The sequence below is a fragment of the Spirilliplanes yamanashiensis genome, from assembly GCF_016863475.1.
Classification (GTDB): Bacteria; Actinomycetota; Actinomycetes; order Mycobacteriales; family Micromonosporaceae; genus Spirilliplanes; species Spirilliplanes yamanashiensis.
Genome location: NZ_BOOY01000039.1, coordinates 27,224 through 48,207, shown reverse-complemented (window position 1 = coordinate 48,207; position 20,984 = coordinate 27,224). Strand labels below are relative to the sequence as shown.

General features: G+C 74.0%; 21 protein-coding genes and 1 other RNA gene. 8 read left to right on the top strand and 14 right to left on the bottom strand.

Annotated features, from left to right (window positions below):
• Positions 1-200: 200 nt before the first annotated feature.
• Positions 201-947: a hypothetical protein gene (locus tag Sya03_RS27830; protein ID WP_203941395.1), complete on the bottom strand. Its 747-nt coding sequence runs from the start codon at positions 945-947 to the stop codon at positions 201-203.
• Between the two features lie 593 nt (positions 948-1,540).
• Positions 1,541-1,942: RNase P RNA component class A (gene rnpB, locus Sya03_RS27825), an RNA gene on the bottom strand.
• 58 nt (positions 1,943-2,000) lie between these two features.
• Between rnpB and Sya03_RS27820 the strand changes: the two genes are divergently transcribed.
• Positions 2,001-2,753: a sulfite exporter TauE/SafE family protein gene (locus Sya03_RS27820; RefSeq protein WP_203941394.1), complete on the top strand. Its 753-nt coding sequence runs from the start codon at positions 2,001-2,003 to the stop codon at positions 2,751-2,753.
• A 127-nt stretch (positions 2,754-2,880) separates the two neighbouring features.
• Here the strand turns inward: Sya03_RS27820 and Sya03_RS27815 are convergent, their stop codons facing one another.
• Positions 2,881-3,336 carry an Hsp20/alpha crystallin family protein gene (locus Sya03_RS27815; protein WP_203941393.1) on the bottom strand — a complete coding sequence of 152 codons (456 nt, stop codon included), beginning with the start codon at positions 3,334-3,336 and terminating at the stop codon, positions 2,881-2,883.
• A 179-nt stretch (positions 3,337-3,515) separates the two neighbouring features.
• Here Sya03_RS27815 and aroA point away from each other — a divergent pair, with 179 nt between their 5' ends.
• Together aroA and Sya03_RS27805 are read left to right on the top strand one after the other, a co-directional pair.
• Positions 3,516-4,928 carry a 3-phosphoshikimate 1-carboxyvinyltransferase gene (gene aroA / locus Sya03_RS27810; protein WP_239107902.1) on the top strand — a complete coding sequence of 471 codons (1,413 nt, stop codon included), beginning with the start codon at positions 3,516-3,518 and terminating at the stop codon, positions 4,926-4,928.
• Positions 4,853-5,251 carry a MarR family winged helix-turn-helix transcriptional regulator gene (locus Sya03_RS27805; protein ID WP_239107915.1) on the top strand — a complete coding sequence of 133 codons (399 nt, stop codon included), beginning with the start codon at positions 4,853-4,855 and terminating at the stop codon, positions 5,249-5,251. The genes aroA and Sya03_RS27805 overlap by 76 nt, the downstream gene beginning before the upstream one ends.
• Positions 5,252-5,332: 81 nt before the next feature.
• Here the strand turns inward: Sya03_RS27805 and mctP are convergent, their stop codons facing one another.
• From mctP to Sya03_RS27765, 8 genes are all read right to left on the bottom strand, one after another.
• Positions 5,333-6,979, bottom strand: coding sequence for a monocarboxylate uptake permease MctP (mctP, locus tag Sya03_RS27800; protein ID WP_203941391.1), 1,647 nt, complete (start codon positions 6,977-6,979; stop codon positions 5,333-5,335).
• A 3-nt stretch (positions 6,980-6,982) separates the two neighbouring features.
• Positions 6,983-7,207 carry a DUF3311 domain-containing protein gene (locus Sya03_RS27795; RefSeq protein WP_203941390.1) on the bottom strand — a complete coding sequence of 75 codons (225 nt, stop codon included), beginning with the start codon at positions 7,205-7,207 and terminating at the stop codon, positions 6,983-6,985.
• A gap of 176 nt (positions 7,208-7,383) precedes the next feature.
• The gene (locus tag Sya03_RS27790; RefSeq protein ID WP_203941389.1) at positions 7,384-8,694 is read right to left on the bottom strand and encodes a glycoside hydrolase family 18 protein; all 1,311 of its coding nucleotides are present in this window, start codon (positions 8,692-8,694) and stop codon (positions 7,384-7,386) included.
• 120 nt (positions 8,695-8,814) lie between these two features.
• Complete coding sequence (locus Sya03_RS27785) at positions 8,815-9,987, bottom strand: bifunctional RNase H/acid phosphatase (RefSeq protein WP_203941388.1); 1,173 nt, start codon at positions 9,985-9,987, stop codon at positions 8,815-8,817.
• Positions 9,984-10,721, bottom strand: coding sequence for a zinc ribbon domain-containing protein (locus tag Sya03_RS27780; RefSeq protein ID WP_203941387.1), 738 nt, complete (start codon positions 10,719-10,721; stop codon positions 9,984-9,986). The genes Sya03_RS27785 and Sya03_RS27780 overlap by 4 nt, the downstream gene beginning before the upstream one ends.
• On the bottom strand, positions 10,718-11,551 hold the full coding sequence (locus Sya03_RS27775; protein WP_203941491.1) for a Nif3-like dinuclear metal center hexameric protein: 834 nt from the start codon (positions 11,549-11,551) through the stop codon (positions 10,718-10,720). Before Sya03_RS27775 ends, Sya03_RS27780 begins: the two co-directional genes overlap by 4 nt.
• A gap of 45 nt (positions 11,552-11,596) precedes the next feature.
• Entirely contained in the window at positions 11,597-12,166 is a 570-nt protein-coding gene (locus tag Sya03_RS27770; protein WP_203941386.1) for a flavoprotein, read from the bottom strand.
• On the bottom strand, positions 12,163-13,389 hold the full coding sequence (locus Sya03_RS27765; RefSeq protein ID WP_203941385.1) for a helix-turn-helix domain-containing protein: 1,227 nt from the start codon (positions 13,387-13,389) through the stop codon (positions 12,163-12,165). The genes Sya03_RS27770 and Sya03_RS27765 overlap by 4 nt, the downstream gene beginning before the upstream one ends.
• A gap of 233 nt (positions 13,390-13,622) precedes the next feature.
• Here Sya03_RS27765 and Sya03_RS27760 point away from each other — a divergent pair, with 233 nt between their 5' ends.
• Positions 13,623-14,246 carry a bifunctional DNA primase/polymerase gene (locus Sya03_RS27760; RefSeq protein ID WP_203941384.1) on the top strand — a complete coding sequence of 208 codons (624 nt, stop codon included), beginning with the start codon at positions 13,623-13,625 and terminating at the stop codon, positions 14,244-14,246.
• Positions 14,247-14,519: 273 nt separating this feature from the next.
• Here the strand turns inward: Sya03_RS27760 and Sya03_RS27755 are convergent, their stop codons facing one another.
• Complete coding sequence (locus Sya03_RS27755) at positions 14,520-15,380, bottom strand: hypothetical protein (RefSeq protein WP_203941383.1); 861 nt, start codon at positions 15,378-15,380, stop codon at positions 14,520-14,522.
• Positions 15,381-15,513: 133 nt separating this feature from the next.
• On the opposite strand from Sya03_RS27755, the gene Sya03_RS27750 reads away from it, so the two are divergent.
• Together Sya03_RS27750 and Sya03_RS27745 are read left to right on the top strand one after the other, a co-directional pair.
• Positions 15,514-16,713 (top strand): serine hydrolase domain-containing protein, encoded by a 1,200-nt coding sequence (locus tag Sya03_RS27750; protein WP_203941382.1) that lies wholly within the window; start codon positions 15,514-15,516, stop codon positions 16,711-16,713.
• A gap of 38 nt (positions 16,714-16,751) precedes the next feature.
• On the top strand, positions 16,752-17,609 hold the full coding sequence (locus Sya03_RS27745) for a bifunctional 5,10-methylenetetrahydrofolate dehydrogenase/5,10-methenyltetrahydrofolate cyclohydrolase (protein ID WP_203941381.1): 858 nt from the start codon (positions 16,752-16,754) through the stop codon (positions 17,607-17,609).
• Between the two features lie 3 nt (positions 17,610-17,612).
• Here the strand turns inward: Sya03_RS27745 and Sya03_RS27740 are convergent, their stop codons facing one another.
• Entirely contained in the window at positions 17,613-18,056 is a 444-nt protein-coding gene (locus Sya03_RS27740) for a GNAT family N-acetyltransferase (RefSeq protein ID WP_203941380.1), read from the bottom strand.
• A gap of 336 nt (positions 18,057-18,392) precedes the next feature.
• Here Sya03_RS27740 and Sya03_RS27735 point away from each other — a divergent pair, with 336 nt between their 5' ends.
• Entirely contained in the window at positions 18,393-19,457 is a 1,065-nt protein-coding gene (locus Sya03_RS27735; RefSeq protein WP_203941379.1) for an NAD(P)/FAD-dependent oxidoreductase, read from the top strand.
• A 7-nt stretch (positions 19,458-19,464) separates the two neighbouring features.
• On the opposite strand, the gene Sya03_RS27730 is transcribed toward Sya03_RS27735, so the two are convergent.
• Positions 19,465-20,169, bottom strand: a complete 705-nt coding sequence (locus Sya03_RS27730) for a GntR family transcriptional regulator (protein WP_203941378.1) — start codon at positions 20,167-20,169, stop codon at positions 19,465-19,467.
• 58 nt (positions 20,170-20,227) lie between these two features.
• Between Sya03_RS27730 and deoC the strand changes: the two genes are divergently transcribed.
• On the top strand, positions 20,228-20,938 hold the full coding sequence (gene deoC / locus Sya03_RS27725) for a deoxyribose-phosphate aldolase (RefSeq protein ID WP_203941377.1): 711 nt from the start codon (positions 20,228-20,230) through the stop codon (positions 20,936-20,938).
• The last annotated feature ends 46 nt before the right edge of the window (positions 20,939-20,984 follow it).

The following is a 20,984-nucleotide window of genomic DNA, read 5'->3' as shown; positions in this document are numbered from 1 at the left end:
GCCAGGCTCACGGCCGGTGAAGAGTTTCCATACGGCTTCAAGGGCGGCCTCCGGCCGCCGCGCGAGCCACTTCGCCGGCCGTCCGCGCCTTGCCGCTTCGCTCCCGGCGCGGCCCGGCGGTGGCCACCGCGAGATCAGCGGATACGGCGAAGCCCCGACGCTTGCGGGTGAGCAAGATGTCGGGGCCGCACGCCTCGCGACTATCGCTTGACGATCAGACCTTCCCGGGCCCATTGCACAACGGTCATCGCGAGCTGCACTACCACTCGGGCCTCAGCCGCGGTTGGCGTCCGGTGGCCGGGACCGACGTGGCGGTCGGGATTGGGGTAGATAAGCCGAAGCACCCCGACCAGAGCCTCCACGGGTGACCGCGGTGAGCTGTCGGGTGGCTTCGTCTGGTTGTAGCGGAGGCCGGGTTCCCACAGTTGTCCGTGGCGGTCGAGCTGGCCCAGGACGTGACCGAGGTGAGGTCCGACCTGCGTGGGCACGACGATGGGGATGAGGACCGCCTCGACCGCTTTGATCGCGTGGTCCCAGGCATCGGACGGATCGCCCTCGCGACTCGTCGCCTTCTCCCACGCCTCTTTGAGTTCGGCGCTCGCCGCGTCGGCGGTCATGGTCGTCCATTCGAGTGCTGCCTGGGTGGCGGCCTCCACGCGGCGTACGAGTCCGGTGGCAGTGGCTTGCCATACCGAACGCCCGAGCGCGAGGTGCTTCTCGACCTCCTCGTACGGCTGCGGAGGACGAAAGACGATCCCGCTGTTCGCGAGCACGTGAAGGGTCGCGTGCACGACGTCCAGTAGCTGCCCGTCGCTCTCCCTCCAGAAGTACTCCAGTGAACCGATCACGTCTTCGTCGGCGAATGCGTCGAGTAGAGGAATGTCCAGAGCCGTTGCGACGGCGAGGACGCGGTCGCCAGCCTGGGTAGGAAGAAGCTGCGTCTCCACCCACCTCAGTAAGGTCGCGCGCAGGGCTGGGGAGAGGTCCGTCTTGAGCGGCCCTAGCGACGGTCGACCCGGCAGCGGGGCCAGCGGATCAACTCCCACGTGTCCCTCCCTACCTTCGCAGTCACAGATCGTGAACGAGGGTACGGCAGCCATCCAGCGGTGCCTTTGATCAGCGCGTGCAAAGTGGCCTCCGGCGGGCAGGGCCTCCGGCCCTACGACCCGGAACCGGCCTCCGGCGGCCGGGGCTATCCGCCCCTGGACACCGGCAGCTCCGGGATGCCCAGCCGTGCCGCAGCAATCCGTCGCGCACCGGAGGCAACCAGACCGCGCCCGGGTCGGGAAGGTCGTACGTCCGGTGGGTCGCTCCACCTTCCCGACCCGGGCGCGGCCCGGCCGAGCGAGGCTTGCGCGACGGGATGCCACTCCAGCCGATCGGGTGGCCACTGTTTGAAGATCATTCCTGGGCCGTCTCTGGGCCGTCTTGGCCGTGGCTGGGCCGTCAAACGCCCACCAACGACGACCGACGCCCACCAGTATTGACGTACGAAACACCAGCTCACAGGCCAGTAAACACACCCTCACCAGGAGGGCGACGGACGAGTCGGCCTGTACGCCGGATTCTGTAGCCGGTGACCAGGTCACCGGTGGCGGCCATCCATCTCGGCCTGCCGTCGCCGGCAGGCTCGTGCGGCCTACCCGCAGGCTCGGGCGGGCAGCCCTCGAACGCCTGCGCCGGTCACCGCCTTGCGGCGGTGGCCTTGCTTGGCCTTGCTCCGGGTGGGGTTTACCGAGCCACCCCGGTCACCCGGGGTGCTGGTGGGCTCTTACTCCACCGTTTCACCCTTACCGGCACCGTGGTGCCGGCGGTCTGTTTTCTGTGGCACTGTCCCGCGGGTCGCCCCGGGTTGCCGTTAGCAACCACCCTGCCCTGTGGAGTCCGGACGTTCCTCGGCGGCGCCCGCGGGGGGCGCCGACGCGACCGCCCGGCCGACTCGTCCGTCGCGACCACCATCGTAGTGGTCGCCCCGGGCCGCACCGTAGCCTGGGCGGACCATGGATGCCGCGCACATCGTCCTGCTGGTGGCCGCCGGGTTCGGCGCCGGTGTCGTCAACGCCGTCGCCGGGGGTGGGTCGCTGATCACGTTCCCGACGTTGCTGGCGGTGGGGTTGCCGCCGGTGGCGGCCAACGTCACGAATTCCGTCGCCGTGTGCCCGGGGTACGTGTCGAGCGTTGTGGGCAGCCGGGCGGACCTGGGTCGGCAGCGGGCGCTGCTGGTGCGGGTGGTGCCGACCGCCGTCGTCGGGGGTGTGGCGGGGTGTGTGCTGCTGCTGGCGACGCCGGCGCGGGCGTTCGAGCTGGTGGTGCCTTTCTTGGTGCTGGCGGCGGCGGGGGCGCTGGCGTTCCAGGAGCGGTTGCGGGCGCTGGTGGGGCACGGGCGGGTGCACGGGGCGGCGGCGCTGCAGACGATCGTGTTCGTCGGGTCGGTGTACGGCGGGTACTTCGGGGCGGCGCTCGGGGTGATGCTGGTGGCCGCGCTGGCGCTGGTCCTGACGGAGACGCTGAACCGGGTCAACGCGCTCAAGAACGTGCTGTCCGCCGTGGTGGGTGTGGTGACGGTGCTGGTGTTCGCCGTGTTCGGGCCGGTGAACTGGGTGGCGGTGGCGGTGCTGGCGCCCGCCACGGTGGTGGGCGGTTACGTGGGGGCCCGGGTGGCCCGGCGGTTGCCGGCGCGGGTGCTGCGGGCGCTGATCGTCACGTTCGGCACGACCATCGGCCTGCTGCTGCTGTGGCGGGCGCTGACCTGACGCGGGGCGACGGCAGCAGGGGCCGGGCGAACCGCCCGGCCCTGCGGGTGCCGGCCGCGGGGCGAACCGCCCGGCGCGGCCGCGGTCGGGGGCCGGGCGAACCGCCCGGCCCCGTGCGGAGTGGGTGTCAGCCGTTGACGACCGGCGCGTCGATCGCGGCCTGCTGCTGCTGCTTGGCGGCCTTGATCTCGATGCGCCGGGGCTTCGCCTGTTCGGCGAGCGGGATGGTGAGCGTCAGGACGCCGTCCTGCCAGGTGGCGTCGATCCGGTCGAAGTCCAGCCCGTCGCCGAGGGTGAGCCTGCGCTCGAAGGTGCCGGTGCTGCGCTCGCGGCGCAGCCACTGCACGTCGGTGTCGGTGCGGGCGCTGCGCTCGGCCCGGATCGTCAGGACGCGGCCGTCGACGTTGATGTCGACGCTGCCCGGGTCGACGCCGGCGAGGTCGCAGTGCAGGACGAAGTGGTCACCGGATCGGTACAGGTCCATCGGCATCGCCATGGTGCCGGCGGCGGCGCCGCCGGTGCCGGCGAACATCTGACCGGCCAGGCGGTCGATCTCGCGGAAAGGATCGAAAGTCAGCACCACGCCAACCACCTCCTTGACGCGGCCCGCCGGAGTGTCCGGCAGGCGTGTGGCGCACAATTCTCGATGGTCGCGCCCGCCGCCCGTGGTGGTCGGTCACCGCGCTGGGCTGGCGCGACACTTCATTTTTTAGCACTCGGACGGGTCGACTGCCAAGAGGTTCGGCAGGGCAAAATGAGTGTGTGGATCATCTCGCCGTGCCGCCCGCGCCCCGCCCCTTCGACGCGACGGTCCGGCCGCCGGGGTCCAAGAGCATCACCAACCGGGCGCTGCTGTGCGCGGCCCTGGCGCCGGGCACGAGCACGCTGACGGGGGCGCTGTTCGCCGACGACACCCGCGCCATGCTGGGCGCCGTCGCGGCCCTGGGCGCCGAGGTCGAGACCGACGAGGGCCGCGGCACGGTCCGGGTCCGCGGGGGCCTGGGTCAGGGCGGCGGGGGTACGGTCGACGCCCGCCAGTCCGGCACCACGTCGCGCTTCGTCCTGCCGGCCGCGGCGCTGCGCGCCGCCCGCACCGTGGTGGACGGGTCGGCGCAGCTGCGGGCCCGGCCGTTCGGGCCGCTGCTGGACGCGCTGCGCGAGCTGGGCGCCACCGTCGAGGAGGAGACGCCGGGGTTCCTGCCGGCGGCGGTGACCGGGCCGCTGACCGGCGGGCGGGTGCGCCTGCCCGGGCACCTGTCGAGCCAGTTCCTGTCGGGGCTGCTGATGGCCGGGCCGCTGATGCGCGACGGGCTGGCGGTCGAGCTGACGTCGCCGCTGGTGTCGGTGCCGTACGTGGAGATGACGGCGGCGGTGATGCGGGCGTTCGGCGTCGAGACGCAGGGGCTGACGGTGGCGCCGGGGGCGTACACGGCCGCGGACTACGCGATCGAGCCGGACGCCAGCGCCGCGTCGTACCTGCTGGCGGCGCCGGTGATCCGCGGCGGCCGGGTGACCGTCGAGGGCCTGGGCACCGCCAGCCTGCAGGGCGACGTGCGGTTCGCGGACGTGCTGGAGCGGATGGGCGCCACGGTGACCCGCACGGCGGACTCCATCACGGTCGAGGGGCCGGCGACGATCCGCGGGGTGGACGTCGACATGGCCGACATCTCCGACACGGCGCAGACCCTGGCCGCGGTGGCGGTGTTCGCCGACTCCCCCACCCGGGTCACCGGCATCGGGTTCATCCGGGGCAAGGAGACCGACCGGGTGCGCGCGATCGTCACGGAGCTGAACCGGGCCGGGGTGGACGCCACCGAGGACGACGACGGCTTCACGATCCGGCCGGGGGCGCCGCGGCCGGTGTCGTTCGCGACCTACGAGGACCACCGGATGGCGATGAGCCTGGCGCTGCTGGGCCTGCGGGCGCCCGGGGTGCGCATCGAGGACCCGGGCTGCGTGGCGAAGACGTACCCGCGGTTTCTTCGACGACCTGGCGGCGCTGAGCGCGCCTCGCCGCCCGGCGATGATCACGGACCCGGACAATGGGTGACATGCGTGACGACACCCTGGGCGAGATCGAGACCCAGATCGCCTTCCTCATGCGGCTGGGCGAGGCGACCCGGCGGTCCACGGGCATCGCCCCGCACCGGGCGCTGGACCGGGCGGCGTACGTGATCCTGCGCCACCTGGCCGACGGGCCGCTGACGGTGACCACGCTGGCGGACCGGCTCAACCTGGACGGCTCCACGGTCACCCGGCAGGTCGCGGTGCTGGAGAACGACGGCCTGGTGGGCCGCGAGCCGGACCCGCGCGACGGGCGCAGCAACCTGATCGCCGCCACCCCGGCCGGGCTGCGCAGCGTGCGGCAGGTCAGCGACGCCCGGCGCGAGCTGTACGGGCGCATCCTGGCGGACTGGTCCGACGAGGACCGCGCGCGGCTGGGCACGATGCTGGGCCGGCTCAACGAGTCCCTGGAATCGTTCGTCCGGCGGCGTTAGGAGATCAGCGGTCCTCCGCGTCGTGGCCCTAGCGGGCGCCGGTTCGCTGGAACGCGAACCGGCGCGGCCGCCGTCGGCTGATCAGGTGGACGAGGCGAGCTCGTCCGGCTCGGTGCGGGCGGCCTCCAGGCGGGGGTCGCCCTCGTCGGCGGTGTAGTCGTCCGGCCGGGTGCCGTCGACGCCCTCGGCGACCTTCGCCGCCCGCAGGATGAGCGTCGCGACCGCGGCGACGAGCAGGTTGACGGCGACGGCGACGAACCCGACGTAGATGGTCTTCGGCGAGCCGAGGCCCAGCTCCGCCAGCGGGAACGCCGAGCCGCCGAAGTGCTTGCGGCCGGTCGCCGGGTTGGCGATGTTGTAGAGCATCCACATGCCGATGCCCATGCCGGCCACCCAGCCCGCGATGAGCGCGCCCCGGTGGAACCAGCGGGTGAACAGGCCCAGCGCCACCGCCGGCAGCGTCTGCAGGATGATCACGCCGCCGATGAGCTGCAGGTCGATGGAGAACTGCGGGTCGAGGAAGACGATGCAGGCCACCGCGCCGACCTTGACGACCAGCGAGGTGATCTTCGAGACGTTCGCCTCCTGGGCGTGGGTGGCGTCCCGCTTGATGTACTCCTTGTAGATGTTGCGGGTGAACAGGTTCGCCGCGGCGATCGACATGATGGCGGCGGGCACGAGCGCGCCGATGCCGATGGCGGCGAACGCGACGCCCGCGAACCAGGCCGGGAACTCCTGGTCGAACAGCACCGGCACCACCGTGTTGCTGTCCACGGTGCCCTCGGTGGCGCCGGGCAGCGGCTTGACCCCGGCCGCGATGGCCATGTAGCCGAGCAGTGCGATCAGGCCCAGCAGCAGCGAGTACGCGGGCAGCGCCGACATGTTGCGCTTGATGACGTCGCGGTTCTTGCTGGCCAGGATGCCGGTGATGCTGTGCGGGTAGAGGAACAGCGCCAGCGCCGAGCCCAGCGCCAGGGTGATGTACTGGATCTGGTTGTTGGCGCTGAGCGTGATGCCGTCGTTCGGGTTCGGCGACGCGGCGAACTTGTCCTGCGCGGCGTCGAAGATCGTGCCCCAGCCGCCCAGCTTCGCCGGCAGGTAGATGACCGCCACCAGGATGACGATGTAGATCAGCGTGTCCTTGACGAACGCGATCAGCGCCGGGGCGCGCAGCCCCGACTGGTACGTGTACGCGGCGAGGATCGCGAACGCCACGATGATCGGGGCGTGCCGGGCCAGCGCGCTCTCGCCCGTGACGCCCATCGTCTTCAGCACCGCCTCGATGCCGATGAGCTGCAGCGCGATGTACGGCATGGTCGCCACGATGCCGGTGATCGCCACGAGCAGCGCCAGCGTGGGCGAGCCGAAGCGGGTGCGCACGAAGTCGGCCGGGGTGACGAAGCCGTGCCGGTGCGACACCGACCAGAGCCGGATGAGCACCAGGAAGAACAGCGGGTAGATGAGGATCGTGTACGGGACGGCGAAGAAGCCGGCCGCGCCCGCCCCGAACATCAGCGCCGGCACCGCCACGAACGTGTACGCCGTGTACAGGTCGCCGCCGATGAGGAACCAGGTGATCCAGCCGCCGAACGAGCGGCCGCCCAGGCCCCACTCGTCGAGGTGCGCCATGTCCTTCGGCGCGCGCCACTTGGCCGCGACGAAGCCCATGCCGCTGACGAGCAGGAACAGCAGCGTGAAGACGACGATCTCGGTGACGTGGTCGCCCATGGGTCACCGCCGCCGCTTGGTGCGGTTGTAGACCGTCGCGGTGGCGCCGACGCCGAGCAGCAGGAACGCGAACTGCAGCCAGTAGAACGCCGGGAAGCCCAGCAGCCGCGGCGAGTCGTGGTTGAACAGCGGGGTGATCAGCGGGACCACGATCGGCACGATCAGCAGCCAGTTCCAGGGGCTGTTGTCGGTGCGCCGCGGGGTGTCCCGAACGTCGGGCTCAGCCATGCCGGCAACCTCCTCAACGTCACAACGGGCGGCCGCGACGTTACCGAGAGGCATTGCGGGCCGCCGGAGTGACGCCGATCACTGTGCGCCGGACGGCGGGTGGCGTGCGCCGAACGGCAACCGGGCCGCGACGCGCGAGGCGTCGCGGCCCGGGAGCCGTGCGAGGGGGTGCGGTGTTACGGGGTCCAGAGGCCGAGCGAGACGGTCTTCGTCAGCGTCGACTTCTCGTCGTCACCGTCGAGCGACCACATCATCGCGCCGCCGAGACCCTGGTTGCGGATGTAGAACATCTTCTGCAGCAGCACCGCCGGGTCGTCGTACGTCCAGAAGGTGGTGCCGTTGTACAGCCACGCGTGGCCGGCCTTGTAGTCGCGGTAGACCTTGAAGCCGTCCTTGCCGGGCAGCTGCTTGAGGCGCTTCCAGTCCTCGGTGCCGGTGGCGAACTTGCCGGGCGCGCCGGCGGTGTTCGCGGCGAACAGGCCGTTGCCCTTGTCGGTCGAGCCGGTCCAGCCCTGGCTGTAGTACGGCACGCCGAGCACCAGCTTCTTCCGCGGGGCGCCCAGGCTCAGGTACTTGTTGATCGCGACCTCGACCGAGAAGTCGGGGTTGTCCGGGGCGCCGGCCGGCACCCGCAGCGCCGACTGCTGGTTGTTGCGCTTCTCCCACGAGCCGTGGAAGTCGTAGCCCTGCACCGTGATGAAGTCGAAGTCCTTCATCAGCTTCTTGACCTCGAAGCCGTTGTCGATGAACGTCGGGCTCGCCGGGGCGAACGCGCTCAGCTCGTAGTACTTGTTGCGGGTCTTGCCGTACGCGTCGATCTGCTTGCGGAACTCGCGCACCAGCGCGGTGAAGTTCTGCTTGTCCTCGGGGCGGTAGATGTTCGGGGTGTCGCCCGGCGAGGCCGGCCACTCCCAGTCCAGGTCGATGCCGTCGAAGACGTCCTTGCCGGCGCCCGCGGGCAGGCCGGCGTGGTTGCCCTTGAGGTACATGTCGACGCAGGACGCCACGAGCTTCTTGCGCGACTCCGCGGTGGCGGCCGCGTCGGAGAACCACTCCGACATGGACCAGCCGCCGAGGCTGATGAGCACCCGCAGCTTCGGGTTCTTCTCCTTCAGCTCCAGGATCTGGCCGAAGTTGCCGAGGATGGGGTTCTCGGCGGTGTCGGCGACGCCGTCCACGCTCTGCGCGGCGGTGAAGTCCTTCTGGTAGTCGGCCCACGCGTCGGCGGTGGCGCACACGCCGTCCTTCGTCACGTTGCCGAAGGCGTAGTTGAGGTGCGTCAGCTTCGCGGCGCCGCCGGAGTCCTGCAGGTCGCGCAGCCGGAAGTCGCGGTCGTAGATACCCCACTGGGTGAAGTAGCCGACCTTGTAGTAGCCGTCGACCTTCGGCTTCTTGGGCGCTGCCTCGGCGCCGGGGGGTGCGATCGTGATGGCCACCGCGGCGGTGGCGGCCACCGCGATGAGACGACGGAAGGTGGAGCCGCGCATAGAAGCTCTCCAGGGGGCGGGATGGAGGGATGCGTCAGAACTGTGAAGAAACTTTCCTGATCGACGAAGCTAAACGCATCCAGTTGCCCCGGTCAATAGACCGCACGTGCCCCTTCACGATCAGCGCAGATGCGCCGTCTCGTTCACGGCCCGCACCGCCACGCCGCCGTCCGGCCACATGTCCAGAAGGGACACCCCGGCCGGGTCCAGGTACATGCGGTGCAGGAAACCGTCGCCGGCCGCCAGCGCGTCCCGCAGCAGGATCTTCAGCGGCGACACGTGCGAGACCAGCACGACCGACTGCCCGGGGTACGCCTCCCGCACGCCCGCCAGCGCCGCCCGGACCCGCTTCGCCACCGCCTGGAACGACTCCCCGCCCGGCGGCGCCAGCGCCGTCGAGCCCAGCCACGCCGTCAGCTCCTCGGGCCAGCGCTGCCGCACGTCGGCGAACGTCAGCCCCTCCCACGCCCCGAAGTCGCACTCGATGAAGCCCGGGTCCGTGACGACCTCGGCGCCCACCTCGGCGGCGATCAGCTGCGCCGTGCGCGTACACCGCCGCAGCGGCGAGCTCACCACGGCCGCGACCGGCCCGGCCAGCGCGGCCACCCGCGCGGCCGCGGCCATGGCCTGGGCCTCGCCGGTCTGCGACAGAGGCACGTCGCCGCGGCCCGAGTAGCGGCCCTGCGCGGTCAGCTCGGTCTCGCCGTGGCGCACCAGCACCAGCCGGGTGGCGCCGGCGGTGTCCCGCGGCGCCCAGCTCTGCACGGGCTGCTTCTTCTCGGTCGCCCGGGCGGCGGCCTCGCGGGCGGCCGCGCGGGCCGGCGAGTCCGCCGCCGCCACCTCGCGCGGCGGCTCGGCGACCGACGCCTTCCCGGGGCGACCCGCCGCCGCGTCCATCGCCTTGTTCGCCAGCGCGTCGGCCTTGGTGTTGCGGGCCCGCGGGATCCACTCGTACGTCACGCTGTCGAACTTGCGCACCAGCTGCGCGGCCTGCGCGGCCAGCGGGCGCAGGCCCGGGTGCTTAATCTGCCACCGGCCGGCCATCTGCTCGACGACCAGCTTCGAGTCCATCCGCACCTCGACGGCCGAGGCGCCCAGCGCCAGCGCCGCCTCCAGGCCGGCGATCAGGCCCGTGTACTCGGCGACGTTGTTCGTCGCCACGCCGAGCGCGTCGAACCGCTCGGCCAGCACGACCCCGGTGGCGGGCTCGATGACGACGGCCCCGTACCCGGCCGGGCCGGGGTTGCCCCGCGACCCCCCGTCGGCCTCGACGATGACCTTCCCAATCGTCACAGGCCCGACTCCGAGGTGCGGACCATGATGCGGCGGCACTCCTCGCAGCGGACCACGTCGTCGGCCGGGGCGGCCTTCACCCGGGCCAGGTCGGCGCCGTACAGCTCGATGCGGCAGCCGCCGCAGCGGCCCGAGCGCAGCAGCGCCGCGCCCAGCCCCGTGTCCAGGCGGATCTTGTCGTAGAGGGTGACCAGGTCGGCGGGCAGGTCGGCGGCCAGCGGCTTGCGGGCGCCCTGCTTGAACTCCTGCTCCCGGGTGATCTCGGCGAACGCCTCGTCGCGGCGGGTCTCCGTGGCGGTGCGCCGCTCGTTCAGGTCGGCCAGCTTGGCGACCACCGCGTCCAGCGCGGCCTGCGCCTGCTCGCGCTGCTCCATCAGCTCCAGCTCGGCGTCCTCCAGCTCGGACTGCCGCCGGTTCAGCGTGGCCAGCTCGTGCTGCAGCGCCTCCAGCTCCTTCACCCCGCCGCCGCCGGTGTCGAGGCGCTGCTGGTCGCGGACCTTGCGGGTGCGGACCTGGTCGATGTCCTTCTCGTAGCGGCTGATGTCGCGGTCCAGGTCGTCGACGGTGACCTGGGCGCGCACCCGCTCGTCCTCCAGGGCCGACAGCTCGCGCGCGGCGGCGTCCAGCTCGGCCAGCTCGGGCAGCGTCCTGCGCCGGTGGGCCAGCTGCGCCAGGGCGGTGTCGATCGCCTGCAGGTCGAGCAGGCGGCGCTGCGCTTCCGGGGACGCCTTCACGGGTGGTGCTCCTCAGGGGGTTGGACCGCGTGGAGCGTCCACGGGTCGGTGTCGAGATCGGAGACGGTGGTGGCGACGCCGAACCGGCCCGCGAGGCGGGCGGCCACGTCGTCCAGCCAGGGGCGCTCGCTGGCCCAGTGGGCCACGTCGAGCAGGGCGGGGCCGCCCGCGGCGAGGTGCTCGCCCGCGGGGTGGTGGCGCAGGTCGGCGGTGAGGAACGCGTCCGCGCCGGCGGCCGTGGCCTCGGCCAGGAACGCGTCGCCGGAACCGCCGCTGACGGCGAGGGTAGTGATCACCCGGTCGGGGTCGCCGGCGGCGCGCACGCCCCACGCGGTGCGCGGCAGCACGGCGGCGGCGCGGCCGGTCAGCTCGCGCAGGGTGAGCGGCTGCGGCAGGCGGCCGACCCGGCCGATGCCGGTGCCCTCGGCCTCGCCGGGGTGCAGCGGGCGCAGGTCGGTCAGGCCCAGCCGGGCGGCGAGCGCGTCGGAGACGCCCGGGTTCGCGGTGTCGGCGTTCGTGTGCGCGGTGTAGAGGGCGCAACCCGCCCGGATGAGCCGGTGGACGAGGCGTCCCTTCCAGCTCGTCGCCGCCACCGACGACACCCCGCGCAGCAGCAGCGGGTGGTGCGCGACGATCAGGCCGGCCCCGGCGGCGAGGGCCTCGTCGACGGTCTCGGGCACCACGTCGACGGTGAGGTAGAGGTGGCCGGCGGGCCACCCGGGGTCACCGAGGACCAGACCGACCCTGTCCCACTGCTCGGCGGTCGCCGGCGGGTACCAGGAGTCGAGGGCGGCCACCACGTCGGCCACGGTCGGCGCCGTTGCGTTCATGGTCTCCACGGCCGCCCACTCTACTGTCTGCGGGCGTGCGTCCCGTCATCCGACGGGCGGCCGGCCCGCCTCGGCGCTCCACCGCGACCGCAGCCGGTCGAGCACGGTGCGCCACGGGAAACTGGCGCGGTGCCGCTCGCCGGTGCCCGGCGGGTGCAGCGTCACCTCGCCGTCGCCGAACACGACGTCGACGCCCCACGAGCGCAGCCGGGCCACGCTCTCCTGCACGGTCGGGTGGGCCGCCATGGCGATGTTCGTGTACGGCACCGCGATGGTCGGCAGGCCCAGCCCGTAGCTCTCGATCAGCAGGCCGAGGGCCAGGGTGTCGGCGATGCCGCACGCCCACTTGTTCAGGGTGTTGACGGTGGCCGGGGCGACGATGATCGCGTCCGCCGGCGGCAGCACGTCCGCGTCGCCCGGGTCCTTGTACGCCGACCGGACCGGGTGACCGGTCAGCCGGGCCAGCTCGCCCACGTCGACGAACTTGCGCCCGTCGGGCGTGGTGACGACGCAGACGTCCCAGCCGTCGCGCTGGGCGAGGTCGACCAGGACGTCGACGTCCCGGGCGATCGGCGAGCCGCAGGCGATGACGTAGAGGACGCCCTGGTCGGTCATACCCCGACCCCCATGTGCTCGGCGAGTTCGGCGATCGGCGCAGCCGGGGTGCCGCGGGTGCGGCGCAGCACGTCGGACAGCACCTCGTGGGCCAGCGGGCGGCAGCGGATCTCGCTGGGCGCCAGCCGGTCGCCCTCGAGCAGCATCTCGCTGGCCTTCTCGACGTCGCCGATCTGGGTGTAGCCGCGGGCGATGTCGAGGTAGTGGTGCGCGCGCCGCTCGGGCAGCAGGGCGGCGAAGCCCTCCTGGTCGATCTGCTCGTGCGTCTCGATCGCCGTGCGGCCGTCGCCCAGCTCCACCGCGGCCGCGGCCCGGTGCAGCTGCACGTTGGTCGGGCCGAAGCACGTCCAGTAGTGGTTGAAGTCGCCGCCCAGCGCGCGGGCGGCCTCCTCGGCCCCGCACACCAGGTCGCGGACCGTGGCGCTGTCGCCGATGCGGGCCGCGGCCATGGCGCCGTTGAGCAGCAGCATCCCGTACACGCTGAGGCGTTCCGGGGTGCCCATGTCGTGGCCCGGGGCGATCCGGTTGGCGATGTTGACGTTCACCTCGAGCGACGGCCGGGCCCGGCCCAGGGCGAGCAGCGCGCTGCCGACCCGGTAGCTGGCGATCCCGGCGAGCAGCTGGTCGCCCGCCCGCTGCGACACGGCGATGGACCGGTCCGCGGCGAGCCAGGACAGCTCGTGCTCACCCAGCTTGCGCAGCGCCGACGAGGCGATCTGGTACACCTGCCCGAGCAGGTGCGCCGCGTCGCGGGCGTCCTCGCCCTGCGAGTGGGCGGTGTCGGCGGCCTGGGCGTCACGCAGCAGCTTCGGCAGCGTGCGGGCCAGGACCCCGTACTTGGCGTGCTGGAACGTCAGCCAGGCGTGGCTGACGGCCTTGCGCATCTCCGGCAACGGCGGGCACTGCGGCGCCGGCTGGAAGAACGCGCTCATCTGGTCATAACGCTCCAGCGCCTGCCGGATCTCCTCGACCTCGACCTGGTCGATGCAGTTGATGCTGTCCGGCCGGCGCTCGACGTCCTTGCCCAGCAGCAGCTGGACGTCCACCTGCAGGACGTCGGCGATCTCGTACACGACGGAGAACTTGTCGAGGCGGCGCACGCCGCGCTCGACCTTGTCCACCCAGCTCTTCGACTTGCCCAGCCGGTCGGCGAAGACCTGCTGGGACATCTTCCGGCGGCCACGCCAGTAGGCGACGCGGCGGCCGATGGGCAGCTCGTCCATGGGGCCTCCCCATCACCCGGCGGCGACCCCTGCCGCCGGGCGTTGTCTCGCGGTCCCGCTTCTCCCGTCCGCGCTGTTCGCACAGCCTGTGCGGCCGGGATCACGTCGACTCTCGTAACTTCCCATGCAAGTTGCAGAAAGCATTTCTCATTGGAGCAACGAGGCACGCCGCGTCCGGTGACGGCATCCTTCGCCTGATCTGCGACGACCCGAACGACCAGGGGGTGCGCACCATGCGGTGGACCGACCGACCGCCCTTCGTCCCGCCCGCCGGGGTCGACCGCGCCCGGCTGCGGCGCGTGGCCCTGCGCTACGCCACCCACGGCTGGCCGGTGATCCCGGGCGCCTACCTGGCCGGGACGCGCTACGTGTGCGGCCGGGCCGGCTGCCTCACCACCGGCTGCCACCCCGCCCTCGACGGCTGGGACCGGGCGGGCGCCGCCGACCCGGCGCGGGTGGCGGGCTGGTGGCGGCACCGCCCGCACACCGTGCTGCTCGCGACGGGCACCGCGTTCGACGTGCTGGACGTGCCGGCGCAGCTCGGCGCCCGGGCCCTGGGCGCGGCCCGGCTGGGGGCCCTCGCCGTGGGGCCCGTCGCGGTGACCCCGGTGGGCCGGTGGATGTTCCTGGTGCGGGCGGGCGACCCGCTGCGCCCCGAGCTGGAGGACTGCCTGGACGTGGTGCGCCACGGGCGCGGTTCGTGGATCCCGGCCCCGCCGAACCGGGCGCCCGAGGGGCGGGTCCGCTGGGCGGTCACGCCCGAGCAGGTGCGCTGGCGGCTGCCGGAGCCCTACGCCGTCCAGGAGCTGCTGGTGGACGCGTTCGGGCCGGCGCACCGGCTGCGCCACGCCGCCTAGATCGGGCAAGTCCGGCGTGTCGCCCCGATTCGCGGCGCGTGTCGCCGACCCGCCGCCCAGGTGATCGTTGACGCTGGTAGCGGCGGATTTCCTGGCGTGGGCGGGGGCACACATGTCAGCACACAACGTACTGGTATCACCCAGCGCGGTCGAGTCTTCGCACGGCGTGCGTCGGTACGCGGGGACGCGGCCGTCGGGCTCGCGCCCGGTGGGCTCCCGGCCCGCCGGTTCGCGGCCCGCCGGGACGCACCGGCCGGTGCGCGGCGCCCCGTTCTAGACGGGGTAGCGGTCGGCCAGGTCGCGGTAGGCGGCGATCACGGCCTCCGTGCGCCCGGCCAGCTGCTCGGCGGCGCCGTCGGCGGCGGCCGCGCGGCCCGGGGCGAGCCGGGCGACGGCCCGCTCGGCGCCGCGGGCGGCCGCGGCCACCTGCTGCTCGCGGATCAGGCGCTCGCCGGCCAGCGCGGTCGCGTGCAGCCGGTCCGCGTGCTGCTCCACCTCGGCGTCGGCGTCCCGCCACAGCGCGTCCACCTCGGCGCGCTGCTCGCGCAGGGCCCGGACCGCGGAGCTGTCGGCGCCGAGGCCGTCGGCGCGCACCGCGGCCAGCTCGTCGCGCAGCCGGCGGATCTCCTCCCGCCGGGACAGCACGGCGGCCAGGTCGGCCAGCGCGCGGGCCAGCTGCTGATCGGCCACGGCCGGGTCGATCATGTGCCGCAGCGCGGGCCACGTCCGCCGGATGCGGTGCGCCACGGCGACGCAGCGGGTCATCGTCTCGCGGTCGGCGGGGTGGCTGAGCAGGTGCCCGTCGGCGGGGGCGGCGAACGTGCCGGGCGAGTTGGCGCGGTGCAGCGCCTGCGCCACCACCACCAGCACCACGACGCTCACGGCCGCCGGCAGGTACCAGGCCAGGCCCAGGTTGACCAGCAGCAGGTTGAGCGCGCCGACGAAGGTGACCAGCGGCACCGCGATGCCGCGCAGGCTCGGCCCGCCCGGCGGCACGGGCACGACCTCGACGAACGCCCCGTGCCGGCGGCGCACGGCCCGCCCGGTGCGCAGCTTCGGCGGGCGCGGCGTGACGACGACGGCGGTGCGGTCGGCCCCGACGTACAGGCGGGCGGGTCGGCGGCGAGCCGGCACGGCGCCTCCCTCCGGTGTCGTGGGCCGTGGCGCCGGACAGTTCGGACGCCCCGGGCCCGGGATGAGTAAAAGGGCGCAGCCGCGGCGGGCCGGTGCGAGAGCATGGAGGCACGACGACGACGGGAGTCCGCCGATGAGCACCTCGGGTCTGTCCAAGGCCGGCCTCGACCGCATGCACGAGGTCATGGCCGCGCACGTCCGCAACGGCGACGTCCCCGGCCTGGTCACGGCGGTCAGCCGGCACGGCGAGAGCTACGTCGACGTCGTCGGCGCGGCCACCGTCGGCGGCGCCCCCATGAAGCGCGACACCATCTTCCGGATCAGCTCGATGACCAAGCCGATCACCGCGGTCGCCACGCTGATCCTCGCCGAGGAGTGCCGGCTGCGCCTCGACGAGCCGGTCGACCGGCTGCTGCCCGAGCTGGCCGGGCGCCGCGTGCTCACCCGCCTCGACGCCGACCTCGACGACACCGAGCCCGCCCGCCGCCCGATCACCGTGCGCGACCTGCTCACCTTCACCGCCGGCTCGGGCATGCTGATGGGCCCGCCCGGGGCGTACCCCATCGCGGACGCGCTGGCCGACAGCGGCCTGCCCGGCGGCCCGCCGCGGTCCGCGCCCGCCCCCGAGGCGGCCGAGTGGCTGCGCCGCTTCGCCGAGCTGCCGCTGATGCACCAGCCCGGCGAGCAGTGGATGTACCACACCGGCTCGACCATCCTCGGCGCGCTCGTCGAGCGGGCCGCCGGCCAGAGCTTCGAGTCGTTCCTGCAGGACCGGGTCTTCGAGCCGCTCGGCATGCACGACACCGGCTTCGCCGTGCCCGAGGCCAAGCTGGGCCGCCTGGCCACCGTCTACCTGAACGACGGCGCGGGCGGGCTCGGCGTCTACGACGGCGTCGACGACAGCCGCTGGCGCGAGACCCCGGCCTTCCCCGACGGCGGCGCCGACCTCGTCTCCACCGTCGACGACTACCTGGCGTTCGCGCACATGCTGCTCGCCCGCGGCCGGCACCCCGGCGGCCGGCTGCTGTCCCGGCACTCCGTCGAGGCCATGACCAGCGACCAGCTCACGCCCGCCCAGAAGGCCCGCACCGGCCCCGGCCTGTTCGACAACCACGGCTACGGCTACGGGGTGTCGGTGGTCACCCGCCGCGACACCCCCGCGCTCAGCCCCGGCGCGTACGGCTGGGACGGCGGCCTCGGCTCGTGCTGGGCGAACGACCCCGGCGAGGACACGGTGGCGATCCTGCTCACCCAGAAGATGTGGGACTCCCCCGAGCCGCCGCCGATCCGCTCCGACTTCTTCGCCACCGTGTACGCGGCCCTGGACGACTGACTGCGGGCCGCCGCCGGCGGTTTGAAATAGTGAGCGGCATGTCTGCTCGCCTGCTGCCCGGTAAGCCTGTCGCCGACGAGATCCTGCGCGACGTGTCGGAGCGCGCCGCCGCCCTGCGCGCGCGCGGCGTCGCCCCGAGCCTCGCCACGATCCTGGTGGGCGACGACGACGCCAGCGCCGGCTACATCCGCATCAAGCAGCGCCAGGCGGCCGAGCTGGGCTTCGTGTCCCCGCACGAGCACCTGCCGGCCTCGGCGTCGCAGGCGGACGTGCTGAAGGTCGTGGAGCAGTTCAACGACGACCGCGACGTGCACGGCGTGCTCATCCAGTACCCGATCCCGGGCCACCTCGACTACGACGCCGCCCTGGGCGCCCTCGACCCCGACAAGGACGTCGACGGCATGCACCCGCTCAACATGGGCCGGCTCGCGCTGGGCATGCCGGGCCCGCTGCCGTGCACCCCGGCCGGCATCGAGGCGCTGCTGGCCCACCACGAGATCCCGGTCGCGGGCCGCGAGGTCGTCATCCTCGGCCGCGGCGCCACGCTCGGCCGCCCGCTCGCCCTGCTGCTGGCCCAGAAGCGCCCCACCGCCAACGCCGCCGTCACCGTCGTGCACACCGGGGTCAAGGACTGGCCGCGCTACACGCAGCGCGCCGACATCCTCATCGCGGCGGCGGGCGTCCCCGGCATCATCCAGCCCGAGCACGTCAAGCCGGGCGGCGTCGTCATCGGCGGCGGCGTCCGCTACGAGGGCCGCCGCCTGCTGCCCGACGTCGACGAGTCGTGCGAGGCGGTCGCGGGCGCGATCACCCCGCGCGTCGGCGGCGTCGGCCCCACCACGGTCGCGATGCTGTTCCGCAACGCCATCACGGCCGCGGAACGCGCCACCGCCTGAGCCTCAGCCGCGGGCGAACGGACGGCGGGCGACCACCTCGTCGTCCTCCACCTCGCCGGTCTCGGCGAAGCCCAGCGACGCGTACAGCGCCCGGGCGCCCGTGTTCGCGGGCTGATAGCTCAGCGCCGCCCCGGGGCAGTCCGGCTCGGCCGCGAACCGCTCCACCAGCCGTTCGACGGCGGCCCGGCCGAGCCCGGCCCGCTGGTGCGCGGCGTCCACGACGAGGCCGCCGATCCAGCGGCTGCGATCGTCGTCGACGCCCCACATGACGAACCCGGCCACGACGCCGTCGCGGGTGATCGCCAGCGGGTGCCAGACGTCGCCGTAGTGGCACAGGCACAGGTAGTACGTCACCGGGCTGACGAACCGCTCCTGGTCCGGGCGCACGCGCAGCGCGGCGCACGCCCGCCAGTTGGCCGCGGTGACGGGCACGAGGTCGACGTCCATGGCCGCCATCATGGCGCACCGGGCGCCCTACGAAGGCGCCTGCTCCCGACGTGGGGACGGGGGGCGCGTGTACTGGATCGGCGGGTCGCCCTGCGCGGGCAAGAGCTCCGTCGCGGCACGGGCTGCGGCACGTCGAGTGCGACGCGGGCGCCGCGGACCGCCTCGCGCGGATGGCGGGCCACGGCCTGCCCGCGCACACCGAGCTGACGGCCCTGAGCACCCGCGACCGCCTGCGCCGCCCGCCGGGCCGGGCGTCGTGGAGGGCGCCGACCTGCTGCCCGCCCGCCGGGTCGAGCGGCACTTCGGCCTCGGCGCGCCGGGCGGCACACTGGGGGCATGATCGAGGCTGACGTGGCCGTCGTCGGGGCGGGGATCGCCGGGGTGTCCGTGGCGGCCGAGCTGTCCGGCCACCGCTCCGTGGTGGTGCTGGAGCAGGAGGCCGAGCCCGCGTACCACACGACCGGGCGGTCGGCCGCGATGTTCCTGGAGAGCTACGGCGGGCCGGACGTGCGGGCGCTCACCGCCGCGGGCCGCGCGTTCCTCGACGCGGTGGGGACGCTGCTGACGCCACGCCCGCTGCTGTGGGTGGCCGGCGCGGACGGGCTCGACCGGCTCGCCGCCCTGGCCCGGGAGCAGCCGGCGCTGGTGCCGCTGTCGCCGGACGAGGCGGTGGCGCTGTGCCCGGCGCTGCGGTCGTCGTGGTGCGCGGGCGCCCTGCTGGAGCCCCGGGCGCTGGAGATCGACGTCCTCGGCCTGCACCAGCACTACCTCGGCGCCGCACGCCGCGACGGGGTGCGGGTGCTGCTCGGCGCCCGCGTGCTGGCCGGGCGGCACACCGGTGGCCGCTGGGTGCTGGACACCGCCGCCGGCCCGGTGGCGGCGGCCGCCGTGGTGAACGCGGCGGGCGCGTGGGCCGACCCGGTGGCGGCGGCGCTGGGCGCGCCCCCGGTGGGCCTGCGGCCGCTGCGCCGCACGGCGGCGGTGGCCCGGGCGGACGGCGTCGACCGGACGTGGCCGCTGGTGTCGGACGTGGCCGAGACGTTCTACTTCCGGCCGGAGGGTGCGGGCGTGCTGCTGTCGCCCGCCGACGAGACGCCGAGCGAGCCGTGCGACGCCCGCCCCGACGAGCTGGACGTCGCCCTGGCGATCGAGCGGGTCAACGCGGCCACCACGCTGGGCCTGCGCTCGGTGGTGACGGCGTGGGCGGGGCTGCGCACGTTCGCGCCGGACCGCAACCCGGTGGCCGGCCCCGACCCGGCGGCGCCGGGCCTGTGGTGGCTGGCGGGCCAGGGCGGGTACGGCATCCAGACCGCGCCGGAGCTGGCCCGGCTGGTCGCCGCGTCGGTGGCCGGCGGCGACGTCCCGGCGGCGGTGTCGGTGGCCCGGTTCCGGCGGGCGTAGGGGCCGGTCAGGCGGGCGCCTCGACGCCGAAGGAGACGTCCAGGCTGTACCGCTCCCCCGCGTACCGGCTCTCGGTGAGTTCGAGGGGCTCGTCGCGCTCGTCGACGATGAGCCGCCGCTCGACCAGCAGCGCCGAGCCCGCGGCGACGCCGAGCAGGGCGGCGTCGCCGGCGGTGGCCGGCCGCGCGGTCAGCGTGGCGGTGCCCCGGGCCGGGGTGCGGCCGAGCGCCGTCACGGCCTCGTGCAGCGAGCCGCCGGCCAGGTCGGCGTCGAGGACCGCGGCGAGGTCGCCGGGGAACACCGCCGTCTCGGTGGCGACGGGCTCGCCGTCGGCGAGGCGTACCCGCTGCACGGACACGACGCGCGACCCGGCGCGCAGCCGCAGCCGGTCGGCCTCGGCCGGGGTGGCCGGCCGGGTGCCGGCCGACACCACCCGCGACGACGGCGTGCGGCCCTGCCGGCGCATCTCGTCGGTGAACCGCAGCAGCGTGTCGGCCCGGCGCGGCGACGCGGGCACGGCGACGAACGTGCCGCGCCCGGGGACGCGGTAGGCGAGGCCGTCGTCGACGAGCCGGGTGACGGCGGCGCGGGCCGTCATCCGGCTGACGCCGTGCGTGCGGGCGAGGTCGGGCTCCGAGGGCAGCGGGTCGTGCGGCCGCGCCTGCGCGACGACGGCACGCAGGGCCTGCTCGATGCGCTGGTAGTGGGGCACCGCACCATCGTAGCGGCCTGTCTAGACAGGCGGTTGTCTAGACAGCTACGCTCCCGCCATGACCTCCATCGCCAAACTGATCGACCACTCCCTGCTGCGCCCCGAGCTGACCGAGGCCGAGGTGCGCGAGGGCTGCGCGCTCGCCGCCCGGTACGGCGTCGCGTCCGTCTGCGTGCGGCCCGCCGACGTCCCGCTCGCCGCCGGCCTGCTGCGCGGCACCGGCGTGCTCGTCGGCACCGTCGCCGGCTTCCCGCACGGCAGCAGCGCCACCGCCACCAAGGCCGCGGAGGCCGCGCTCGCCGTCGCCCAGGGCGCCGCCGAGGTCGACATGGTCGTCAACATCGGATGGCTGCGCTCCGGCGACCTGGCCGACGTCGAGGCCGACATCCGCGCCGTCGTCGACGCCGCCGCCGGCGCCACCGTCAAGGTCATCCTGGAGAACGCCTACCTGACCGCCGACCAGATCGCGGCCGGCTGCCGGGCCGCCGAACGGGCGGGCGCCCACTTCGTCAAGACGTCCACCGGCTTCGCGCCCGGCGGCGCCACGATGGACGACCTGGCCCTCATGCGCGCCACCGTGTCGCCGCACGTCGGCGTCAAGGCGGCCGGCGGCGTCCGCACCCTCGACACCCTGCTGGCCATGGCCGCGATCGGCGTCACCCGGTTCGGCGCCACCGCCACCGCCGCCATCCTCGACGACGCGGCCCACCGCGAGGCCCACGGCGCCCCGGCGGCGGCTGGCGCCGCCCCCGCCGACGGCGGCTACTGATCCGGTGTGACCCGATCGGGCGGCTCCGCGTCATAACCGGGGAGAG